Source organism: Achromobacter sp. RW408, assembly GCF_003184165.1.
Taxonomy (GTDB): domain Bacteria; phylum Pseudomonadota; class Gammaproteobacteria; order Burkholderiales; family Burkholderiaceae_B; genus Achromobacter; species Achromobacter xylosoxidans.
Genome location: NZ_QHHO01000022.1, coordinates 328991 through 345658 on the forward strand (window position 1 = coordinate 328991; position 16668 = coordinate 345658).

15 protein-coding genes are annotated in these 16668 nt (G+C 68.1%); 4 read left to right on the forward strand and 11 right to left on the reverse strand.

Annotated features, from left to right (window positions below):
* Positions 1-19: 19 nt before the first annotated feature.
* On the forward strand, positions 20-1393 hold the full coding sequence (locus DK459_RS03790; RefSeq protein ID WP_110134461.1) for an MBL fold metallo-hydrolase RNA specificity domain-containing protein: 1374 nt from the start codon (positions 20-22) through the stop codon (positions 1391-1393).
* On the opposite strand, the gene DK459_RS03795 is transcribed toward DK459_RS03790, so the two are convergent.
* The 3 genes from DK459_RS03795 to DK459_RS03805 form a co-directional block, all read right to left on the reverse strand.
* A complete protein-coding gene (locus DK459_RS03795; RefSeq protein WP_020927711.1) occupies positions 1394-3772 on the reverse strand; it encodes a phosphoketolase in 2379 nt (792 codons plus the stop codon).
* Positions 3769-4512 (reverse strand): L,D-transpeptidase, encoded by a 744-nt coding sequence (locus tag DK459_RS03800; protein ID WP_223821404.1) that lies wholly within the window; start codon positions 4510-4512, stop codon positions 3769-3771. The genes DK459_RS03795 and DK459_RS03800 overlap by 4 nt, the downstream gene beginning before the upstream one ends.
* 112 nt (positions 4513-4624) lie before the next feature.
* The gene (locus DK459_RS03805; protein ID WP_020927713.1) at positions 4625-5050 is read right to left on the reverse strand and encodes a universal stress protein; all 426 of its coding nucleotides are present in this window, start codon (positions 5048-5050) and stop codon (positions 4625-4627) included.
* A 283-nt stretch (positions 5051-5333) separates the two neighbouring features.
* Between DK459_RS03805 and DK459_RS03810 the strand changes: the two genes are divergently transcribed.
* The 3 genes from DK459_RS03810 to DK459_RS31105 are packed head-to-tail and all read left to right on the forward strand — an operon-like array spanning position 5334 to position 6686.
* The gene (locus DK459_RS03810) at positions 5334-6170 is read left to right on the forward strand and encodes a universal stress protein (protein WP_020927714.1); all 837 of its coding nucleotides are present in this window, start codon (positions 5334-5336) and stop codon (positions 6168-6170) included.
* A gap of 55 nt (positions 6171-6225) precedes the next feature.
* Positions 6226-6486, forward strand: coding sequence for a universal stress protein (locus DK459_RS31100; RefSeq protein WP_051429242.1), 261 nt, complete (start codon positions 6226-6228; stop codon positions 6484-6486).
* Complete coding sequence (locus DK459_RS31105; protein WP_255412856.1) at positions 6447-6686, forward strand: universal stress protein; 240 nt, start codon at positions 6447-6449, stop codon at positions 6684-6686. The genes DK459_RS31100 and DK459_RS31105 overlap by 40 nt, the downstream gene beginning before the upstream one ends.
* Before the next feature lie 200 nt (positions 6687-6886).
* Here the strand turns inward: DK459_RS31105 and DK459_RS03820 are convergent, their stop codons facing one another.
* The 8 genes from DK459_RS03820 to DK459_RS03855 all read right to left on the reverse strand — a co-directional run bounded on the left by DK459_RS03820 (position 6887) and on the right by DK459_RS03855 (position 16651).
* Entirely contained in the window at positions 6887-7477 is a 591-nt protein-coding gene (locus tag DK459_RS03820) for a YceI family protein (RefSeq protein ID WP_006384125.1), read from the reverse strand.
* A 295-nt stretch (positions 7478-7772) separates the two neighbouring features.
* Positions 7773-9446, reverse strand: coding sequence for an NAD(P)/FAD-dependent oxidoreductase (locus tag DK459_RS03825; protein ID WP_006384126.1), 1674 nt, complete (start codon positions 9444-9446; stop codon positions 7773-7775).
* Positions 9447-9535: 89 nt separating this feature from the next.
* Positions 9536-11917 (reverse strand): TonB-dependent receptor, encoded by a 2382-nt coding sequence (locus DK459_RS03830; RefSeq protein WP_110134462.1) that lies wholly within the window; start codon positions 11915-11917, stop codon positions 9536-9538.
* Positions 11918-12079: 162 nt separating this feature from the next.
* The gene (locus tag DK459_RS03835; RefSeq protein ID WP_110134463.1) at positions 12080-13078 is read right to left on the reverse strand and encodes a FecR domain-containing protein; all 999 of its coding nucleotides are present in this window, start codon (positions 13076-13078) and stop codon (positions 12080-12082) included.
* Positions 13065-13568 (reverse strand): sigma-70 family RNA polymerase sigma factor, encoded by a 504-nt coding sequence (locus DK459_RS03840; RefSeq protein WP_020927720.1) that lies wholly within the window; start codon positions 13566-13568, stop codon positions 13065-13067. Before DK459_RS03840 ends, DK459_RS03835 begins: the two co-directional genes overlap by 14 nt.
* Positions 13569-13656: 88 nt before the next feature.
* A complete protein-coding gene (locus DK459_RS03845) occupies positions 13657-14412 on the reverse strand; it encodes an amino acid ABC transporter ATP-binding protein (protein WP_024068881.1) in 756 nt (251 codons plus the stop codon).
* Positions 14409-15506, reverse strand: coding sequence for an amino acid ABC transporter permease (locus DK459_RS03850; RefSeq protein ID WP_038503548.1), 1098 nt, complete (start codon positions 15504-15506; stop codon positions 14409-14411). The genes DK459_RS03845 and DK459_RS03850 overlap by 4 nt, the downstream gene beginning before the upstream one ends.
* Positions 15503-16651 (reverse strand): amino acid ABC transporter permease, encoded by a 1149-nt coding sequence (locus tag DK459_RS03855; RefSeq protein ID WP_110134464.1) that lies wholly within the window; start codon positions 16649-16651, stop codon positions 15503-15505. Before DK459_RS03855 ends, DK459_RS03850 begins: the two co-directional genes overlap by 4 nt.
* Positions 16652-16668 lie beyond the last annotated feature (17 nt).

A 16668-nucleotide genomic window follows, 5' to 3' on the forward strand; every position in this document is an offset into this window, starting at 1 on the left:
GCGCCCGCAAGGAGAATCCATGTCGAACCGTCCGATGCTGCGTTTCCTGGGAGCCGCCGGCACCGTCACCGGCTCGCGCCATCTGCTGGAGATCGGGGGCCGCCGGATCCTGCTTGATTGCGGGCTGTTCCAGGGCGTCAAGCCCCTGCGCCTGCGCAACTGGGCGCCGTTCCAGGTGCCACCTGCCGACATTGACGCGGTGGTGCTGTCCCACGCGCACCTGGATCATTCGGGCTACCTGCCGCGGCTGGTGCGAGACGGCTTTCGCGGCCCGGTCCATTGTTCCCACGCCACACTGGACCTGTGCCGGCTGCTGCTGCTGGACAGCGCCCATTTGCAGGAAGCCGACGCCGATTATCTGAACCGGCACAATCTCTCCAGCCACAAGCCGGCATTGCCGCTCTATACCGTGGCGGATGCGCAGCGCGCGATCGCCACGCTGCATCCGTACGCTTTCGACAGCACGATCGAACTGCCCGGTGGCTGCCACGCCAGATTGCACCGCGCCGGCCATATCCTGGGCGCCGCCATCGTCGAACTCGAATATCCGGGTGGCCGCCTGGTGTTCAGCGGCGATCTGGGGCGCTACGGCGATCCGCTCATGCTGGAGCCGCGCTCGATCGCGCAGGCCGACTATCTGGTGATCGAATCCACTTACGGCAATCGCGTGCACGGCAAGGAAAGCGCGCTTGAGGCCCTGCAGACCATCATCATGCGCACCGTCAGGCGCGGCGGCACGGTGGTGATTCCCTCGTTCGCGGTAGGGCGGGCGCAATCATTGCTGTTCCATCTGTGGCAACTCAAGCAGGCCGGGCGCATCCCCGGCGACCTGCCGATCTTCCTGGACAGCCCGATGGCCAGCGGCGCGGTCGACGTCTACCTGCGCCACCTGGCCGATCAGCGGTTGACGCGGGCCGAGGCGCGCGCGGCCCTCGGCGTGGCGACCTGTGTGACCGAGGTGGAGCAGTCCAAGGCGCTCGATGCTTCGCCCACGCCGAAGATTATCGTATCGGCCAGCGGCATGGCCACGGGCGGCCGCGTGATCCATCACCTCAAGCGCTACCTGCCCGACCCGCGCAACGCGGTGCTGTTTGCGGGGTTCCAGGCCATGGGCACGCGCGGCGCGGCCATGCTGGACGGCGCGCCATCCGTCAAGATCCATGGCAACTACATTCCGGTGCGCGCCGAGGTCGACAACCTGTCGATGCTGTCTGCACATGCCGACGCCGATGAAATCCTGCGCTGGCTGGGTGGGTTTGAGCGGCCGCCCCGGGAGACGTTCATCGTGCACGGCGAGCCCGGCGCCGCTGACGCGCTGCGCTTGCGCATCAAGGACGAACTGGGCTGGCGTTGCCGCGCGATGGAGCAGAACGACAGCGTGGCGCTGGCTTGATCATGACGTGGCTGACGTTGGCCAGATCCCATTGCGCAACGCCTCGCTGTCGATGCCTTCGGCGCGCGCGCAGGCCACCAGCCGGTCACGCTCCGCCAGCAACTGCGCGCGCGCGCCCGCGCCACAGGCGTGCAGGCGCGGCACGCGGGCCAGCACGTCGATCGCCAGGCTATAGCGGTCGATGCCATTGAGCACCGCCAGTTCGAAAGGCGTGTTGACGTCGCCCTGTTCGCGATAGCCATGGACATGGAAACTGGCATGGTTGCGGCGCCGGTAGCACAAGCGATGTATCAAGGCCGGATAGCCGTGGAAATTGAAGATCACCGGCCTGTCAGCCGTGAACAGGCGGTCGAACGCCTCGTCGGACAGGCCGTGCGGGTGCACGGACGGGGGCACCAGTTTGAATAGGTCGACCACGTTGACGAAGCGGATCTTCAGGCCGGCGAACAGCGACCTGAGCAGCGCCACCGCCGCCAGGGCTTCCTGGGTGGGGATATCGCCAGCGCAGGCCATCACCACATCCGGTTCGTGGGCGATGTGGGTTCCGGCCCAATCCCACGCGCCCGCGCCCGCCCGGCAGTGGCTGGCGGCGGCGTCAGCGTCCAGGTAGAGCGGGTGGGGTTGCTTGTCCGCCACGATCACGTTGACGTGGCCGACCGAACGCAGGCAGTGCTCGGCCACGTGCAGCAGGCAATTGGCGTCCGGTGGCAGGTAGATGCGCACCACGTCGGGATGCTTGTTGGCAGCCACATCCAGGAATCCCGGATCCTGGTGGCTGAAACCATTGTGGTCCTGGCGCCAGACCACCGACGTCAGCAGCAGGTTCAGCGCCGGGACCGGCGCCCGCCAGGGCTCCTGGTGGCGCGCCTTGTCCAGCCATTTGGCGTGCTGGTTGAACATTGAGTCGATGACGTGCGCGAAGGCTTCGTAGGTGGTCAGCAAGCCGTGCCTGCCGGTCAGCGTGTAGCCTTCCAGCCAACCCTGCAGAGTGTGTTCGCTCAGGATTTCCATGACGCGACCGTCAGGGGCCAGATGGCCGCCGTCGGCATCGCTGTCCAGACACTGGGCCATCCAGGTCTTGCCGCTGGCCTCGTACACCGCCGCCAGGCGGTTGCTGGCGGTCTCGTCGGGACCGAACAGCCGGAAGCGGTCGGCATTGGCCCGCATCACATCACGCAGGTATGTCCCCAGGCGTTGCGTGGGCGAGGTATCGACCGCGGCGGGCGCGGTCACTGCCTGGGTGTAAGTCCCAACCGCCGGCAGTTCGAGCGCGCGCCGCAGCGAGCCGCCGTCGGCGTGCGGGTTTGCGCTGATGCGGTGGGGCCCGGCCGGCGCCAGTTGACGTAGTTCGGCCAGCAGTCGACCGGCCGGGTCGAACCATGCCTCCGGCCGGTAGCCGCGCATCCAGGTTTCCAGCGCACGCAGGTCCTCGGGCCGGCGCGCGGGGTCGGGCAGGGGCGCCTGATGCGCGCGCCATGAGTTCTCGACCGCGTGGCCGTCGACCTGGCGTGGCCCGGTCCAGCCTTTCGGGGTGCGCAGCACGATCATGGGCCAGCGGATGCGGGTGCGTCCACCGCCGCCGCGTGCGCGCGCCTGGACCGCGCGGATCTCCGCCAGGCACTGGCCCAGCGCGCGCGCCATTTTCCGGTGCATGGCGGGTGGATCGTCGCCTTCCACGAAGCAGGGTCGGTAGCCATAGCCTTCGAACAAGGCCTGCAACTCGGCGTGGGGAATGCGAGCCAGCAGGGAAGGGTTGGCGATCTTGTAGCCGTTCAGGTGCAGAATGGGCAGCACGGCGCCATCGCGCGCCGGGTTCAGGAACTTGGCCGACTGCCACGACGCGGCCAACGGGCCGGTCTCGGCTTCGCCATCGCCGATCATGGCGACGACGATCAGCGCCGGGTTGTCGAACGCGGCGCCGAAGGCGTGCGAAAGGCTGTAGCCGAGTTCGCCCCCCTCATGGATCGATCCCGGCACATGCGGCGAGCAATGCGAACCGATGCCCCCTGGCGCCGAGAACCGCTGGAACAGGCGCGTCATGCCGGCTTCGTCCTGCGAGCAGTCGGGGTAGCGCTCCGAATAGTGCCCGTCCAGATATGCGTGGGCCAGCACCGCCGCCGCGCCATGCCCGGGGCCGCACACATACATCAGGTCGAGCTCATGTTCACGGATGAGCCGGTTCAGGTGGGTCAGCGTGAAGGTCTGGCCCGGGCACGTGCCCCAATGCCCCAATATGCGGCGCTTGATATGGGCCGGCTCCAGGGGCCGGCGCAGCAGGGCGTTGTTGCGCAGATACAGCATCCCGGCGCACAGGTAGTTGCTGGCCTGCCAATAGGCGTGCAGGCGGTCGACCTCGGCACTGGACGGCACGGACGTCATGGTTTTCCTTTTCCGGCGCTGGCGGGCGCCGCCCAGGGCGCAGGCTCGGCGCGGGCGGTGTCGACGATGATCAGGTAGCGGCCGGCTCCGGCCACCGGCGTGCGGTCGCGCAGCAGCACCCAGGGTGGCGCCACCAATGCGGCCGCCAGTTCGTAATCGGCGTCCAGCAGTCCCAACCGATCGATCAGCCGGTTGAAATCCGCCGGGATGCGGATGCAGCCTTTCGATTGCACCGTGCCCAGACGTTGTTCCAGTCGGTAAGGATCGGTCGCATGCATCTGCAGACGCATGGTGGCGGGTGCGCGGTCGCCCCATCCCTTGTTCGCCGTCTGCCAGCCGAAGTCGTAGACCCGCATGCCCTTGGCGCCGTAGCCCATGATGCCGTTGGCGTTGCGCGTCCCCTCGGCGCGGAAGTCGGGGTTGGCGAGCGTATGCGCGAACACGCCGGTGGGCGTCTCGAAATGGTCGAACTGGCCGACGCGACCGGTGGACACCGATGTTGCGCCCAGGAACACCGGGGGCTGGGCCAGCCAGTACAGCAACGCCGCCTGCACCTTGGTGTCGCGGTCCACAACCACGACGAATTGCGGTCCGAGCGGCGTGATCCCGGCCGCGCGCAGCGCTTGCGTCGCTAGTTCGCCGTAGCGCGCCTGTTCCTCGGCCGGCGGCGTCAGCAATGGCGTGACTTGCGCGGCGAAAGCACGCGCCACATCTCCGGCGGCGGATTGCGCTTGCGCCATCGGAGCGGCTCCCAGGAGTGGCAGCACGCCGACCAGAACCAGGCGACGCCAGCGCCAGGCAGGCGCCGCCGAAGGGCAGGCAAGCGTCGGTCGGGCCACGAAGATACCTCCGTCAGTTCACCATGACGACCGGAACGTGCACCGTATGCAGCAATTTCAAGGCCACCGAGCCGAGCATCAGGCTGCCGGCGGCGCCAAGCCCGCGCGATCCCATCACGATATGGTCGCACTGGTGCTCGGTGGCATAGGCCTGTATGCCTTCGGCAATCTTGCCGACCCTGAAAGTCGACTGGTACATGATGCCGGCCTTGTCCAGGGCCGCCCGGGCGTCGGCAAGCGCGGTCCTGGCCTCGTCTTCGTAATACTGCTGGATCATGTCGTTCGACACGAAGGCCAGCACCGTGCCGGAGACAATCGGCAGCTGTACGTTCAGCAGATGCAGGGTGCAGGGACCATGATCACGGACATAATCGATCATATAGCGCACGGCGCGCAGCGCATTGGCCGATCCATCCACGGGAATGAGTACGTTTTTCATGGAGTCTCCAGGCGGGGCAAGTGATAAGGACGACGGATGAATTCATCATCGCGCCGCCGCCGCGCCGCCGGTTGACGCCGATCAATCCGGCGCGATTTATCGCGCGGCCCGTCCGCCTGGGCCTTCCTGCGCTGCCTGTCGGCCGCCGTCGCGCGCCATGCCAAGATTGACAAAGGTCAAGGTCGACCGGGCCCGCGGGCGCAACATGGCGAAAACAGTCCGGCCCGAGCGGCGCGCCCGGCGCCCGCCGGCGCGGAAACGTCCATCCCACTGGAGAACCGCCATGTTCCGCCGCATCGCTGTGCACCTGGACAACGGCGTCGATTGCCAACGCCGCGTCGACTTCGCCCTGCATATGGCCAAGGCGCACGACGCCCATCTCACCGGCATATTCGCCAGCTACATGTTGCCTGGCTATTTTTACGACGAGGGCGGCCTCTGGGCTCGCTCAATGGACATCATCAAGGAAATCAACACGAAGGAACGCGCGGCGGTGCAGCAGGCGTTCAGCCTGGCCACGGCGCAGGCCGGCGTTTCGTCATCCTGGCGGCAGGGCGACGAAACGCCCGCAGACTGCGTGGCCTGGCACGCGCGCTATTCGGACGTGGTGGTCATCGGCCAGGAAAACGCCTACGATGTCGAGGCGGCGACCGGCAACGACTTCGTGGCGCAGACGCTGCTTGCCGCCGGACGGCCCGTGATCGTATTGCCTGTCTCGGGTACCTTCCGCACGGTCGGAAGCCGGGTCCTGTATTGCTGGAACGGGAGCCGCGAGGCAGCGCGGGCAATTGCCGATGCGGCGCCGATGCTGCGCAGCGCCACCGCGCTGCGCGCCCTGAGCCTGCGAAACGGTGCCGCGGCGGACGCCGACCGGCAAGCCGCCTTCGAAGACCTGGCGGCATATTGCGCCAGCCATGGGTTTCCCGAGCTGGAATCGGAAATCCGCGACGCGCGTGAAGCGGAGATCGGCGACGCCATCCTGAGCGCCGCGGCGGACTTCGGCGCCGATCTCATCGTCATGGGCGCCTATGGCCATAGCCGCACCCGCCAGTGGATTCTTGGCGGCGCCACGCGCTCGTTGCTGGCGGCGATGACCGTCCCGGTGCTGTTTTCACACTAGTTCGCCGCGTGTCCGATGCCTGCGTGGACCGCCATGCCCACTTGGCCGGATCGCCATGAACGCGGGATATCGGCGCATCCTCGTGGCCATCGACGACAGCCACGCGGCGCAGCGTGCGCTGGGCGAGGGCATCGGCATTGCGCAAGCGCCGGGCGGAGAGCTGCGCATCATCCATGTGCTCGAGGGTCAATCCATTGCGCTGACCTTCAATCCCTACGCCCGCTATTACACCCGCGACCTCGTCAGGCAACTCTGCGGCAGGCGGGCGCGGAACTCCTGGCGCGGGCGGCGTCGCGCGTCCGAGCCGCCGGCGTAGTGGCCGAAACCGTGCTCTGCGACAGTCAGGGGCGGCCGGTCGAGGAGCGCATTCTGGAGCTTGCCCGCGCCTGGCCGGCAGACCTGATCGTGATGGGGACGCATGGGCGCCGGGGTGTCGGCCGAGCCTTGCTGGGCCGCTGCGCGGAAGGGGTGATTCGCCAATCGAACGTGCCGGTGCTGCTGGCGCGCGCGGCTTGAGGACAGCGGCTCCGGCCGCCAGTCCATTACTTTACATAATATACATTATGCGTATTTTATGTCGGTCCAGGCGCGCGTCCCCCCGTGGCTCGACTCTCCGCATCTTCCCGACACGTTGCCTGTTGCCGGCCCACCGATAACCGTGCGCCGACAAGAACGGCTCGCCAGGCTTAGACGAGCCGTTCTTGTCGGCGCTATGCTCACCGCGCCGCGTCGGCCAGCGCTTCGACCGTGATGCGCAGCGTGACCTCGTCGCTGACGTCGGGCGCGTACGCCTGGACGCCGAAATCGCTGCGCTTGAGGACCGTGGCCGCGTCGAAACCGATTGCCGGCCGCTGCGCCATCGGATGCACGCCTGCCTTGTTCTGCCTGGCTTCCAGCACGATGGCTTTCTCGTGGTCCTTGATGCGCAGCTTGCCGTGGATCAGCAGCCGTCCGTTGCCCTTGTCCTCGACGGAGGTGCTTTCGAAGCCGATGGCGGGATATTTGCCGGCGGCGAAGAATCCGGGGCCGCGCAGCATCTCGTCCAGCTTCGGCACATGCGAGGTGAAGCTCGCCAGCGGCACGTCCAGCTTGACCGACGAGGCGGAAACGTTGGCCGCGTCGTAGCGGATCACGCCCTGGATGCCGCCGGCGTGCGCCGAAGGCTTCGAGTAGCCCAGGTGGTTCCAGGTCACCACCACCTGCGTGTGTTCGGGGTCGATGCGGTAGTCCACGCCCGCGGCATGGACCGGGACGGCGCCGCCGGCCAGCGCGGCCGCGAGCAGGAGTCGATTCAGATGGATTTTCATGGGGTTCCTGTTTGACGGAAAGGCTGATCAGTGTCCTACGAATGGAATTATCTCTCCCCTCCTCCCCCTTCGCTCCGGACAGGCAGGCGCTGGCGATGGCCAGAAGCTGTTCCTGGAAGGCGCGAGCGACGCCCGCGCCTGATCCGCGCGCCCGGTGCGCGCCTTGGCCAGCGCCATCGAGATCTTCCGCAAGACCCTGGTGGCGGGCAGCGATGCGGCGCGGCAGACAGCCGCGATGGAAGCGGCCTGAGCCGGCTGGCATGGCGCGCGGGGCGCGCCGCCGCGCCGAAGCCGGTCAATAGTCGTCGCTGGCGCCGCGGCGGTTGCCGCCGGTGATGTCGTCGCGGCCCAGCAAGTGCAGCGCGACGGCCTCGGCGACCTTCATGCCGTCGATGGCGGCCGACATGATGCCGCCCGCGTAGCCTGCGCCCTCGCCCGCCGGAAACAGGCCCAGCGTGTTCATGCTCTGGAAATCGTCGCGGCGCGTGATGCGCAGCGGTGACGAGGTGCGCGTCTCGACGCCGGTGAGGACGGCATCGTGCATGGAAAAACCCTTGATCTGCCGCTCGAACGCGGGCAAGGCTTCGCGGATGGCGGCGATGACGTAGTCCGGCAGGCTGGCCGACAGGTCGGTCAATTTGACGCCGGGCTTGTACGAGGGCGTCACGCTGCCCAGCGCGGTCGACGGCCGGCCGGCAAGAAAGTCGCCCACCAGCTGCGCCGGTGCGCTGTAGTCGCCGCCGCCCAGCTCGTAGGCGCGCGCCTCCCAATGGCGCTGGAAGTCGATGCCCGCCAGCGGCGAGTTTTCGATGCCCGGGAAGTCCTTGGGTTCGATGCCCACCACGATGCCCGCGTTGGCGTTGCGCTCGTTGCGCGAATACTGGCTCATGCCGTTGGTCACGACCCCGCCGGGTTCCGACGCGGCGGCCACCACCGTGCCGCCCGGGCACATGCAGAAGCTGTAGACCGCGCGGCCGTTGCCGGCATGGTGCACCAGCTTGTAGTCGGCCGCGCCCAGCACCGGGTGGCCGGCGCTCGGGCCGAAGCGGGCCCGGTCGATCACGGACTGCGGATGCTCGATGCGAAAGCCCAGCGAGAACGGCTTGGGTTCGATGAACACGCCGCGCTTGTGCAGCATGCGGAAGGTGTCGCGCGCGCTGTGGCCCACGGCCAGCACCACGTGGCTGGCGGCGATGAACTCCCCGCCCGCCAGGCGCACGCCGCGCACCCGGCCGTCTTCGATCTCGATGTCGTCGACACGGCTTTCGAAACGGAACTCGCCGCCCAGCGTCGCGATCTGCGCGCGCATCTGCTCGATCATCTTGACCAGGCGGAAGGTGCCGATGTGCGGCTTGCTGACGTACAGGATTTCCGGCGGCGCATCGGCGGCGACGAACTCCTGCAGCACCTTGCGGCCGTAGTGCTTGGGATCCTTGACCTGGGTCGACAGCTTGCCGTCCGAGAACGTGCCCGCCCCGCCCTCGCCGAACTGCACGTTCGACTCGGGCTGCAGCGTGTTCTTGCGCCACAGCCCCCAGGTGTCCTTGGTGCGCTCGCGCACCACCCGGCCGCGTTCCAGGATGATGGGCCGGAACCCCATCTGGGCCAGGATCAGCGCCGCGAACAGGCCGCAGGGACCGAAGCCGATCACGACCGGGCGACTGCCCTCGGGCAGATCGGCCGGCGCCTGGCCGACGTACTGGTATTCCATGGGCGGCGTCGGCATTACCGTGCGCAGGCCGGCGACGCGCTTGAGCACGGCGGCCTCGTCGGCCACCTCGACGTCCACGGAATAGGTCAGCGTGATCGCGCTGCGTTTGCGCGCGTCGTAGCTGCGCCGGAAGATGGTCAGCGCGCGCAGGGCATCGGGGGCGATTCCCAGGCGGCTACAGGCCGCGGCGCGCAGGGTGTCGTCGATATCCGCTTGGGAGGTCGACAGGGGCAGGATGATTTCGGTCAGACGCAACATGAGGCAGCGGAACCGTGTCAGGGTTCAAGGGCTCGTAAAACGCGTATTAGAACACGCGCGCGGCCCCTGGCCCTGCCCCTTCCCGGTCCCTACCAGCGATGCTGATAAGTCAGCGTCAGCACCGTACCTGGCGCCGGCAGGCGGCTGGTGTTGGTGTCGCTGCGCATCAGCTGGCTATAGAGCGGGTAGTAGTCGCGGTTGAACAGGTTCTCGACCCCGACCACCAGCGTGTCCTTGGGAGTGAACTGATAGCGGCTCATCAGGTCCACCGTGAAATATCCGCTCACGTCGCGGCGGCCGAATCCCTGGACGCCATCCAGCCGGTAGTCCCGCGCGCCGAAGTAGTTGGCCTGGATGCGGTTGTTCCAGCGCTCGTTCGGCCTGTATTGCAGATAGGCAGTGAGCTTTATCGGCGGAATGCGGTAGCCGTTCAAGTCGCGCCAGGCGCCGCCAGCCGGACGCTCGCGTCCCTTCATCCAGGTGAAGGTGCCGCCGGTGCCCCATTTCTCGTTGTCGGTCAGGTAGTCCACCGTCGCCTCGATGCCGTGGATGCGCTCTTCGGTGCGCGTCAGGATCAGGCCATTGTTGAAGCTCTGCACGTCGCCCAGCTTTGAGGTGGTGTAGAACAGCGCCAGCGACGCCGTCGTGTTGCCCACGCCGCCGCGCCAGCCAAGCTCATAGTTGTTGGTCTTGACTGGTTCCAGGTCCGACGAGCCGATGTCGAAGCCCGGCCGCGCATTGCGCATCTGCACGCCGATGTCCGGTAGTTGGAAGCCCTGGCTGAAGTTTGCGTACAGCTCCTGGCCCCGGATCGGGGCGTAGGTCAGGCCGGCATTGAACAGGAAGGCATCGTAGCTGACGGAGCCGCCGCGCACCCATGCTGGCGACGCCAATCTTGACTGCGACAACGGCACAAAATCGCCGAACCTGGCCGTGGCGTACTCGTAGCGCGCTCCGCCCTGCACTGACCATCGCTCGTTGAAGCGATGCTCAATCTGGCCAAAGATTCCGGTGCTGCGCGTGGTCAGCTCGGGCATGTAGGTCAGGCGGCCGGTCTTGCGGAACACCCGGCCGCCGCTGGCGTCGTAGGCGGCCGCGTCGAACACGTCGATCGGCATGTCGCTGCGTTCCTGGTTGTAGTCCATGCCCCACAGCAGCTTCGATTGCGCGCCCAGCGGCGTATCGACGGTCAGGCGGCTGCCGAACACCTTGCTGTTCTGCATGACCTGGTCGATGTTGTTGCCGCGAGTCACCACCGCGCGCGCATCGAACGGCGTAAAGCGGGTGTAGTAATCGCGGTAGTACATCTGCGCAGTGACCTTGCTGCCCAGCAGGTCCAGATGCTGGTATTCCAGGTTCACCAGGGTATTGCGGATCTGGTTCTGGTCTGCGAGGTCCAGGCCGCTCATCGGCAGCGCGCGCGCCGCGCCGGGAGGCAGCCTGCCCACCGACGGATCGGAGGTGTAATCGGAACTCTGGTTGGCGTTGTAGTAGCTGGCCGACAATTGCAGGCGCTGCTTGTCGTCCAACCGCAGGCCCAGCTTGCCGCCCAGGCTGTAGATATTGGAGTCGAACAGATCGCCCTGTGCTGGTTCGGGCGCGATACGGCGGCCGCGGGCGTCATAGGACGCGCCATTGTGACGCGCGCCCAGGTCCAGCGCGTAGTCGAGCATGCCCTGGCTGCCGGCGAAGTACTGCTGCAACTGGCCGCCGAGCCCGTCCGAATTCAGCCGGCTCAGCGGGCTGACGGCGGTCAAGGTGGTTTCGGCCACCGGTTCGCCGCCGGCGGGCCGGGTGGTGATCGAGACGATGCCGCCGGTGGCTCCGGCGCCATAGATCGAGCTGCTGCCGCGCAGCACCTCGACGCGCTCGATCATGGCTGGATCGATGTTGGCCAGATTGCGCGAGGAATCGCGGTTGGTGTTCAACGGAATGCCATCGACCAGCACCAGCACGCCGCGTCCGCGCAGCGTCTGGCCGTAGTTAGTCATGGTGCGGCTGGAATCGGCCATGCCCGGCACCGTCTTGGCCAGCACCGTGGCCAGGCTGTCCGAACCGGTCCGCAATTCCTGCAAGGCATCGCGTTCCAGCACGATGGTCTGCTGCACCGGGCTGACCAGGTTGCTGGACGTGCGCGATGCGCTGACCTCGATCGGCGCCATCACGGTGGCGCCGCCGCTGGCCGCCTCGGGTTCGATGATGGTGGCCGAACCCTCCTGCCGCAGCCGCAGCGGCTTGCCCTGCAGCAGCGCCGCCAGCGCCTGTTGCGGCGTCATCGCCCCGGACAGCGCCGGCGCCTGCATGCCGGCCACGGTTTGCGGCGCGTAGAAGATCTGCAGGCCATGCGTCTCGGCCAGGCGCTTGAGGGCCTGGTCCAGCGATTGCGCCGGCATGTCGATGGCGACCGGCGCCGTCGCCTGCGCGTGGGCGGCCCCCGCGCCGCATGCCAGCAATACCGCGATCGCGGCCATCGTCAGGCGCGCACCCACCGGCGCGCCTTGTCCTGTTTTCTTGTGAACCACAGCTTCTGCTCCTGCTCCGTGCTCGATGGGCCCCATGCCCCACGGAATCAAGAAGAAGACGCAATACGGCCGAAAAACCTGAATGCGTCGCCGAACTATTTTGTAACAGCGTCAGCGCGCCACGATTTCGCTGCGGCCGTCGGGCAGCTGGCGCACCCGCACCGGCAGGATGTGCGGCAAGGCGGTCAGGAAGGCGTCGGTGTCGCGGGTCTGGAACACGCTGGTCACGGTCAGGTGCTCCACCCCCGGCGCCAGCACGATCGGATGCTGCCGATAGCGCGACACTTCCCGCGCCGCGCTGGCCAGGTCGGTATCGCTGAAGCGGATCTGACCGCCGCGCCAGGCCAGCGTCGCGGCCAGGTCGGCGGGCGCGGGCCGGTCGGCCTGGCCCGCCGCGTCGATGCGGATGCCCTGGCCCGGCCCCACGGGCACGGCCGCGGCATCGCGCGCGCCGGCCACCTTGACCGAGCCGGACTCCACCAGCACCCGTACCTGTTCGGCGTCACGGCGCACGTCGAAGCGCGTGCCGGTCACCACCGCGGTGCCCAGGCCGGCGTCCACCACGAAGGGGCGGCCGGTGTTCTTTTCGACCGAGAACAGCGCCTCCCCCGCCACCAGCTCGACGCGCCGCTCGGCCTCGCCGAAGCGCACGCGGATGTGGCTGCGGCTGTTCAATTCGGCGCGCGAGCCGTCCGGCAGCGCCACGCTGCGCAGTTCGCCAACCTGTGTCCGGTATTCGGTCCAGCCCGCGCCGCGCGGCCACAGCGCCCAGCCGCCCACGGCGATGATCGCGGCGCCCAGGCTCAAGGCCAGCGCGGCTCGCCGTCCGGAACTGGCCGTCCGGCGCGGCGCTTCGGCCAGGGCGCGCAGGCGTTCGGGCGCGACGGCGCCGGCCGCCTGCCAGATCGATTCCAGCAGGCGGTATTCGTAGGCATGGCGCGGATCGGCGGCCAGCCAGTCGGCGCGCGCCTGTTCTTGCGCCGCGTCCCATTCGCCGGAATGGGCGCGCGCGAACCAGCGCGCCGCTTCGGCGCGGATGGCGTCGGAACCGGCGTCGCGGCCGGCGTCGCGGCCGGCGTTTGCGGGCGATGCGGCGTCAGTTGGGCGCATACGCCCCCAGCCGTTCGCGCAGATGCAGGGCGGTACGGATCATGTATTTCTCGACCATGTTCTTGCTCAATCCCATGCGCTCGGCGATCTCGGCCTGCGTCAGGCCTTCCAGCCGCTGCCAGACGAACACCTGGCGGCACTTGAGCGGCAATTCCGCCAGCGCCGCTTCCAGCGCCTGGCCCAACTGGCCGGTGCGCGCCTGGGCCATCGGGTCGCCCAGCGGGCTGGTGTGGTGGGCAATGGTATCAAGCGGCACCCATTCCTGCCCGGCATCGCGGCGGAATTGGTCCACGGCCATGTTGCGCGCGGCCTGGTGCAGGTAGGCGCGCGGTTGCGCCACCTGCGCCGGATCGGTTTCCAGGCACTTCACCAGCGCGTCGTGGGCCAGGTCGCGCGCGGCGTCACGGCAGCCCAGCTTGCGGGTCCAGACCGCGAGCAGTTCTTCGTAATAGGCCAGAAAGCCGGATGGACGGGACGGACGCAAGGACATGGCGCGCAATCAACAGAGGCATGCATGATAATGGTTTCCATTTTCATAAACAAACCCCCGCGCTCCGACCGCGTCCGCCGCCCTGCCCTCAATGCAGGATGCGCTCCAGGAACGCCCGCGTGCGCTCGTGCTTCGGGTTGTCGAAGAAATCGCCCGGCTCGCCCATCTCGATGATGCGGCCGCCGTCCATGAACACCACCCGGTCGGCGACGTTGCGGGCAAAACCCATCTCGTGGGTCACGCACAGCATGGTCATGCCGTCCTCGGCCAGGGAGGTCATGGTGTCCAACACCTCCTTGACCATCTCGGGGTCCAGCGCCGAGGTCGGCTCGTCGAACAGCATGATGCGCGGCTGCATGCAGAGCGAACGGGCGATGGCTACGCGCTGCTGCTGCCCGCCCGACAGCTGGCCGGGATACTTGCCGGCCTGGTCGGGAATGCGCACCCGCTCCAGGTAGCGCATGGCCAGATCCACCGCCTGGGCGCGCGCCATGCGCCGCACCTGGGTCGGCGCCAGGATGCAGTTCTCCAGCACCGTCAGGTGCGGGAACAGGTTGAAGTGCTGGAACACCATGCCGGCATCGGTGCGCACGCCGTCCACGGCGCGCAGGTCGTCGGTCAGCTCGACGCCGTTGACCACGATGGAGCCCTGCTGGTGGCGTTCGAGCCGGTTGATGCAGCGGATCATGGTTGACTTGCCGGAACCGGACGGCCCGCAGATCACCAGGCGCTCGCCTGCCCGGACCTGCAGGTTGATGTCCTGCAGCACATGGAATTCGCCATACCACTTGTGCATGCCGGCGATGGCGATGGCGGGCGGCGTGGCGGCGGAAGGCGTGGTCATCGGAGTTCCCCTTTTTTATAGCGATGCTCCAGCCACATCGAATAGCGCGACAGGCCGAAGCAGATGCAGAAATAGATCGATGCAATGAAGAGATAGGTCTCGACGTAGGGCGTGGGCCAGGCCGGGTCGGTCAGCGCCGCGCGCCCCGAGCTGAGCAGGTCGAACAGGCCCACGATCAGCACCAGGCTGGTGTTCTTGATCATCACGATGGCGGTATTGGTGAGCGGCGCGATCACCTTGCGCAGGGCCTGCGGCAGCACTACCAGCCGCGTCATCTGCCACCACGACAGCCCCAGCGCGCGCGAGGCCTCGGCCTGCCCGGGCGGGATCGCCTGCAGGCCGCCGCGGATCACCTCGGCCAGATACGCGGCCGAGAACACCGTCAGCGCGATGCCGGCGCGCAGCAGGCTGTCGATGGTCATGCCGGCCGGCAGCATGATGGGCAGCACGATCGACGCCATGAACAGCAGGCTGACCAGCGGCAGGCCCCGGATCAGCTCGATCACGCCGATGCTGATGAAGCGCGCCGTCGGCAGGCTGCCGCGGCGTCCCAGCGCCAGCAGCACGCCCAGCGGCAGTCCGGCGCCCAACGCGCACACCGCCAGCAGCAGCGTGATCGGCAGGCCGCCCCACGACGAGGTCGGCACCCGCGCCAGGCCCAACATGCCGCCCTGCATCAGCGCCAGGCCCGCCAGCAGCCCCGCGATCCAGATGACCGCCGTGCGCGCGCGCCATTGGCGCGGGCTGAGCGAGAACACCGTCATCGCCAGGATGAACAGGCAGACCACGGTGGGCCGCCATTGCTCGCCGGGCGGATAGATGCCGAACAGGATCTGGCGCATTTTTTCGCCCAGGAAGGCCCAGCAGGCGCCGCTGGCCTGACGGCAGACATCGCCCGTGGCGCCTGGCCAGACGGCATCGAGCACCGCCCAGTTCAGCAATTTGCCGGCAGCGGCCAGCACCAGCGCCAGCGTGGCCACCGTGGCGAGCGCGCTGGCGGCGCTGCCGAACAGGCGGTGCCAGGCGCTGTCGCGGCGCTCGCGCGGCGGCCGCAGGGCCTGCGGCGGCAGGGAGGAAGGATGGGACAGGCTCATGCGCGTTGCGTCCTCAGGATGCGGCGGTTGTACAGGTTCATGAACAGCGACACGCTCAGGCTGATGCTCAGGTACACCGCCATCAGCACCGCCACGCCCTCGATGGCCTGGCCGGTCTGGTTGATGGTGGTGGTGATGACGAAGGACAGGTCCGGGTAGCCCACCGCCAGCGCCAGCGTGGTGTTCTTGATGATGGACAGGTACTGGCTGGTCATCGGCGGGATGATCACGCGCAGCGCCTGCGGCACCACGATCCAGCGCAGCGCGGCGGCGGGTTTCAGGCCCAGCGAATGGGCCGCTTCCCACTGGCCGGCGGGCACCGCGTCGATGCCGCCGCGAATGATCTCGCCGGAGAAAGCGGCCGAGTAGATCGTCAGCCCCACCAGCAAGGCGGTGAACTCCGGCGTGAAGGCGCTGCCGCCGGCGAAGTTCAGGCCGCGTAGCGCCGGCACGTCGGCGTGCAGCGACGCCCCGCCCCACCCCGCCGCGGCCGCCACCAGCGCGACCGCGGCGAGCAGGCCCAGGCCGCGCCACGGCACGCGTCCGCCCACGCACCGTCGCGCCTGGCGCCACGCGCCCCACAGCAGCAGCGCCGCGGCGCCCAGCGCCCACCACAGCGGTCCGGTATCGCCCTGCAGCGACAGGCTGGGAAAGAACAGCCCGCGCACCGACAGGAACACGCCCGGCAGCGGTTGCAGCGCCTGCCGCGCCGGCGGCAGGTTGATCGTCACCAGGCTGTACCAGAACAGCAGTTGCACCACCAGCGGCGTGTTGCGCACGGCTTCCAGGTAGACCGTGGCCACGCCCGTCACCAGCGGATGGCGGCTGCGGCGCGCCAGCGCCAAGCCGAAGCCCAGCAGCGTCGAGGCCGCGATCACCAGCGCCGAGATGTACAGCGTGTTGGCCAGTCCCACCAGGAAGGCGCGGCCGTAGCTGTCGGTCGGCTGGTACGCCAGCAGGCTTTCGGCGATGGGAAAACGGGCCGCCTCGCCAAGGTAGTCGAACCCCATGGCGATGCCGCGCTGGGTCAGGTTGGCGTGGGCGTTCCAGGCCAGCCAGCCCACGCCGCCGACGAAGGCGCCGGCGATCAGCAGCTGCGCCAGGACGGACCGGGCGCGGCCGTCGAACCAGAGTCGCTTGAACATGATGAGACTCGGCCGCC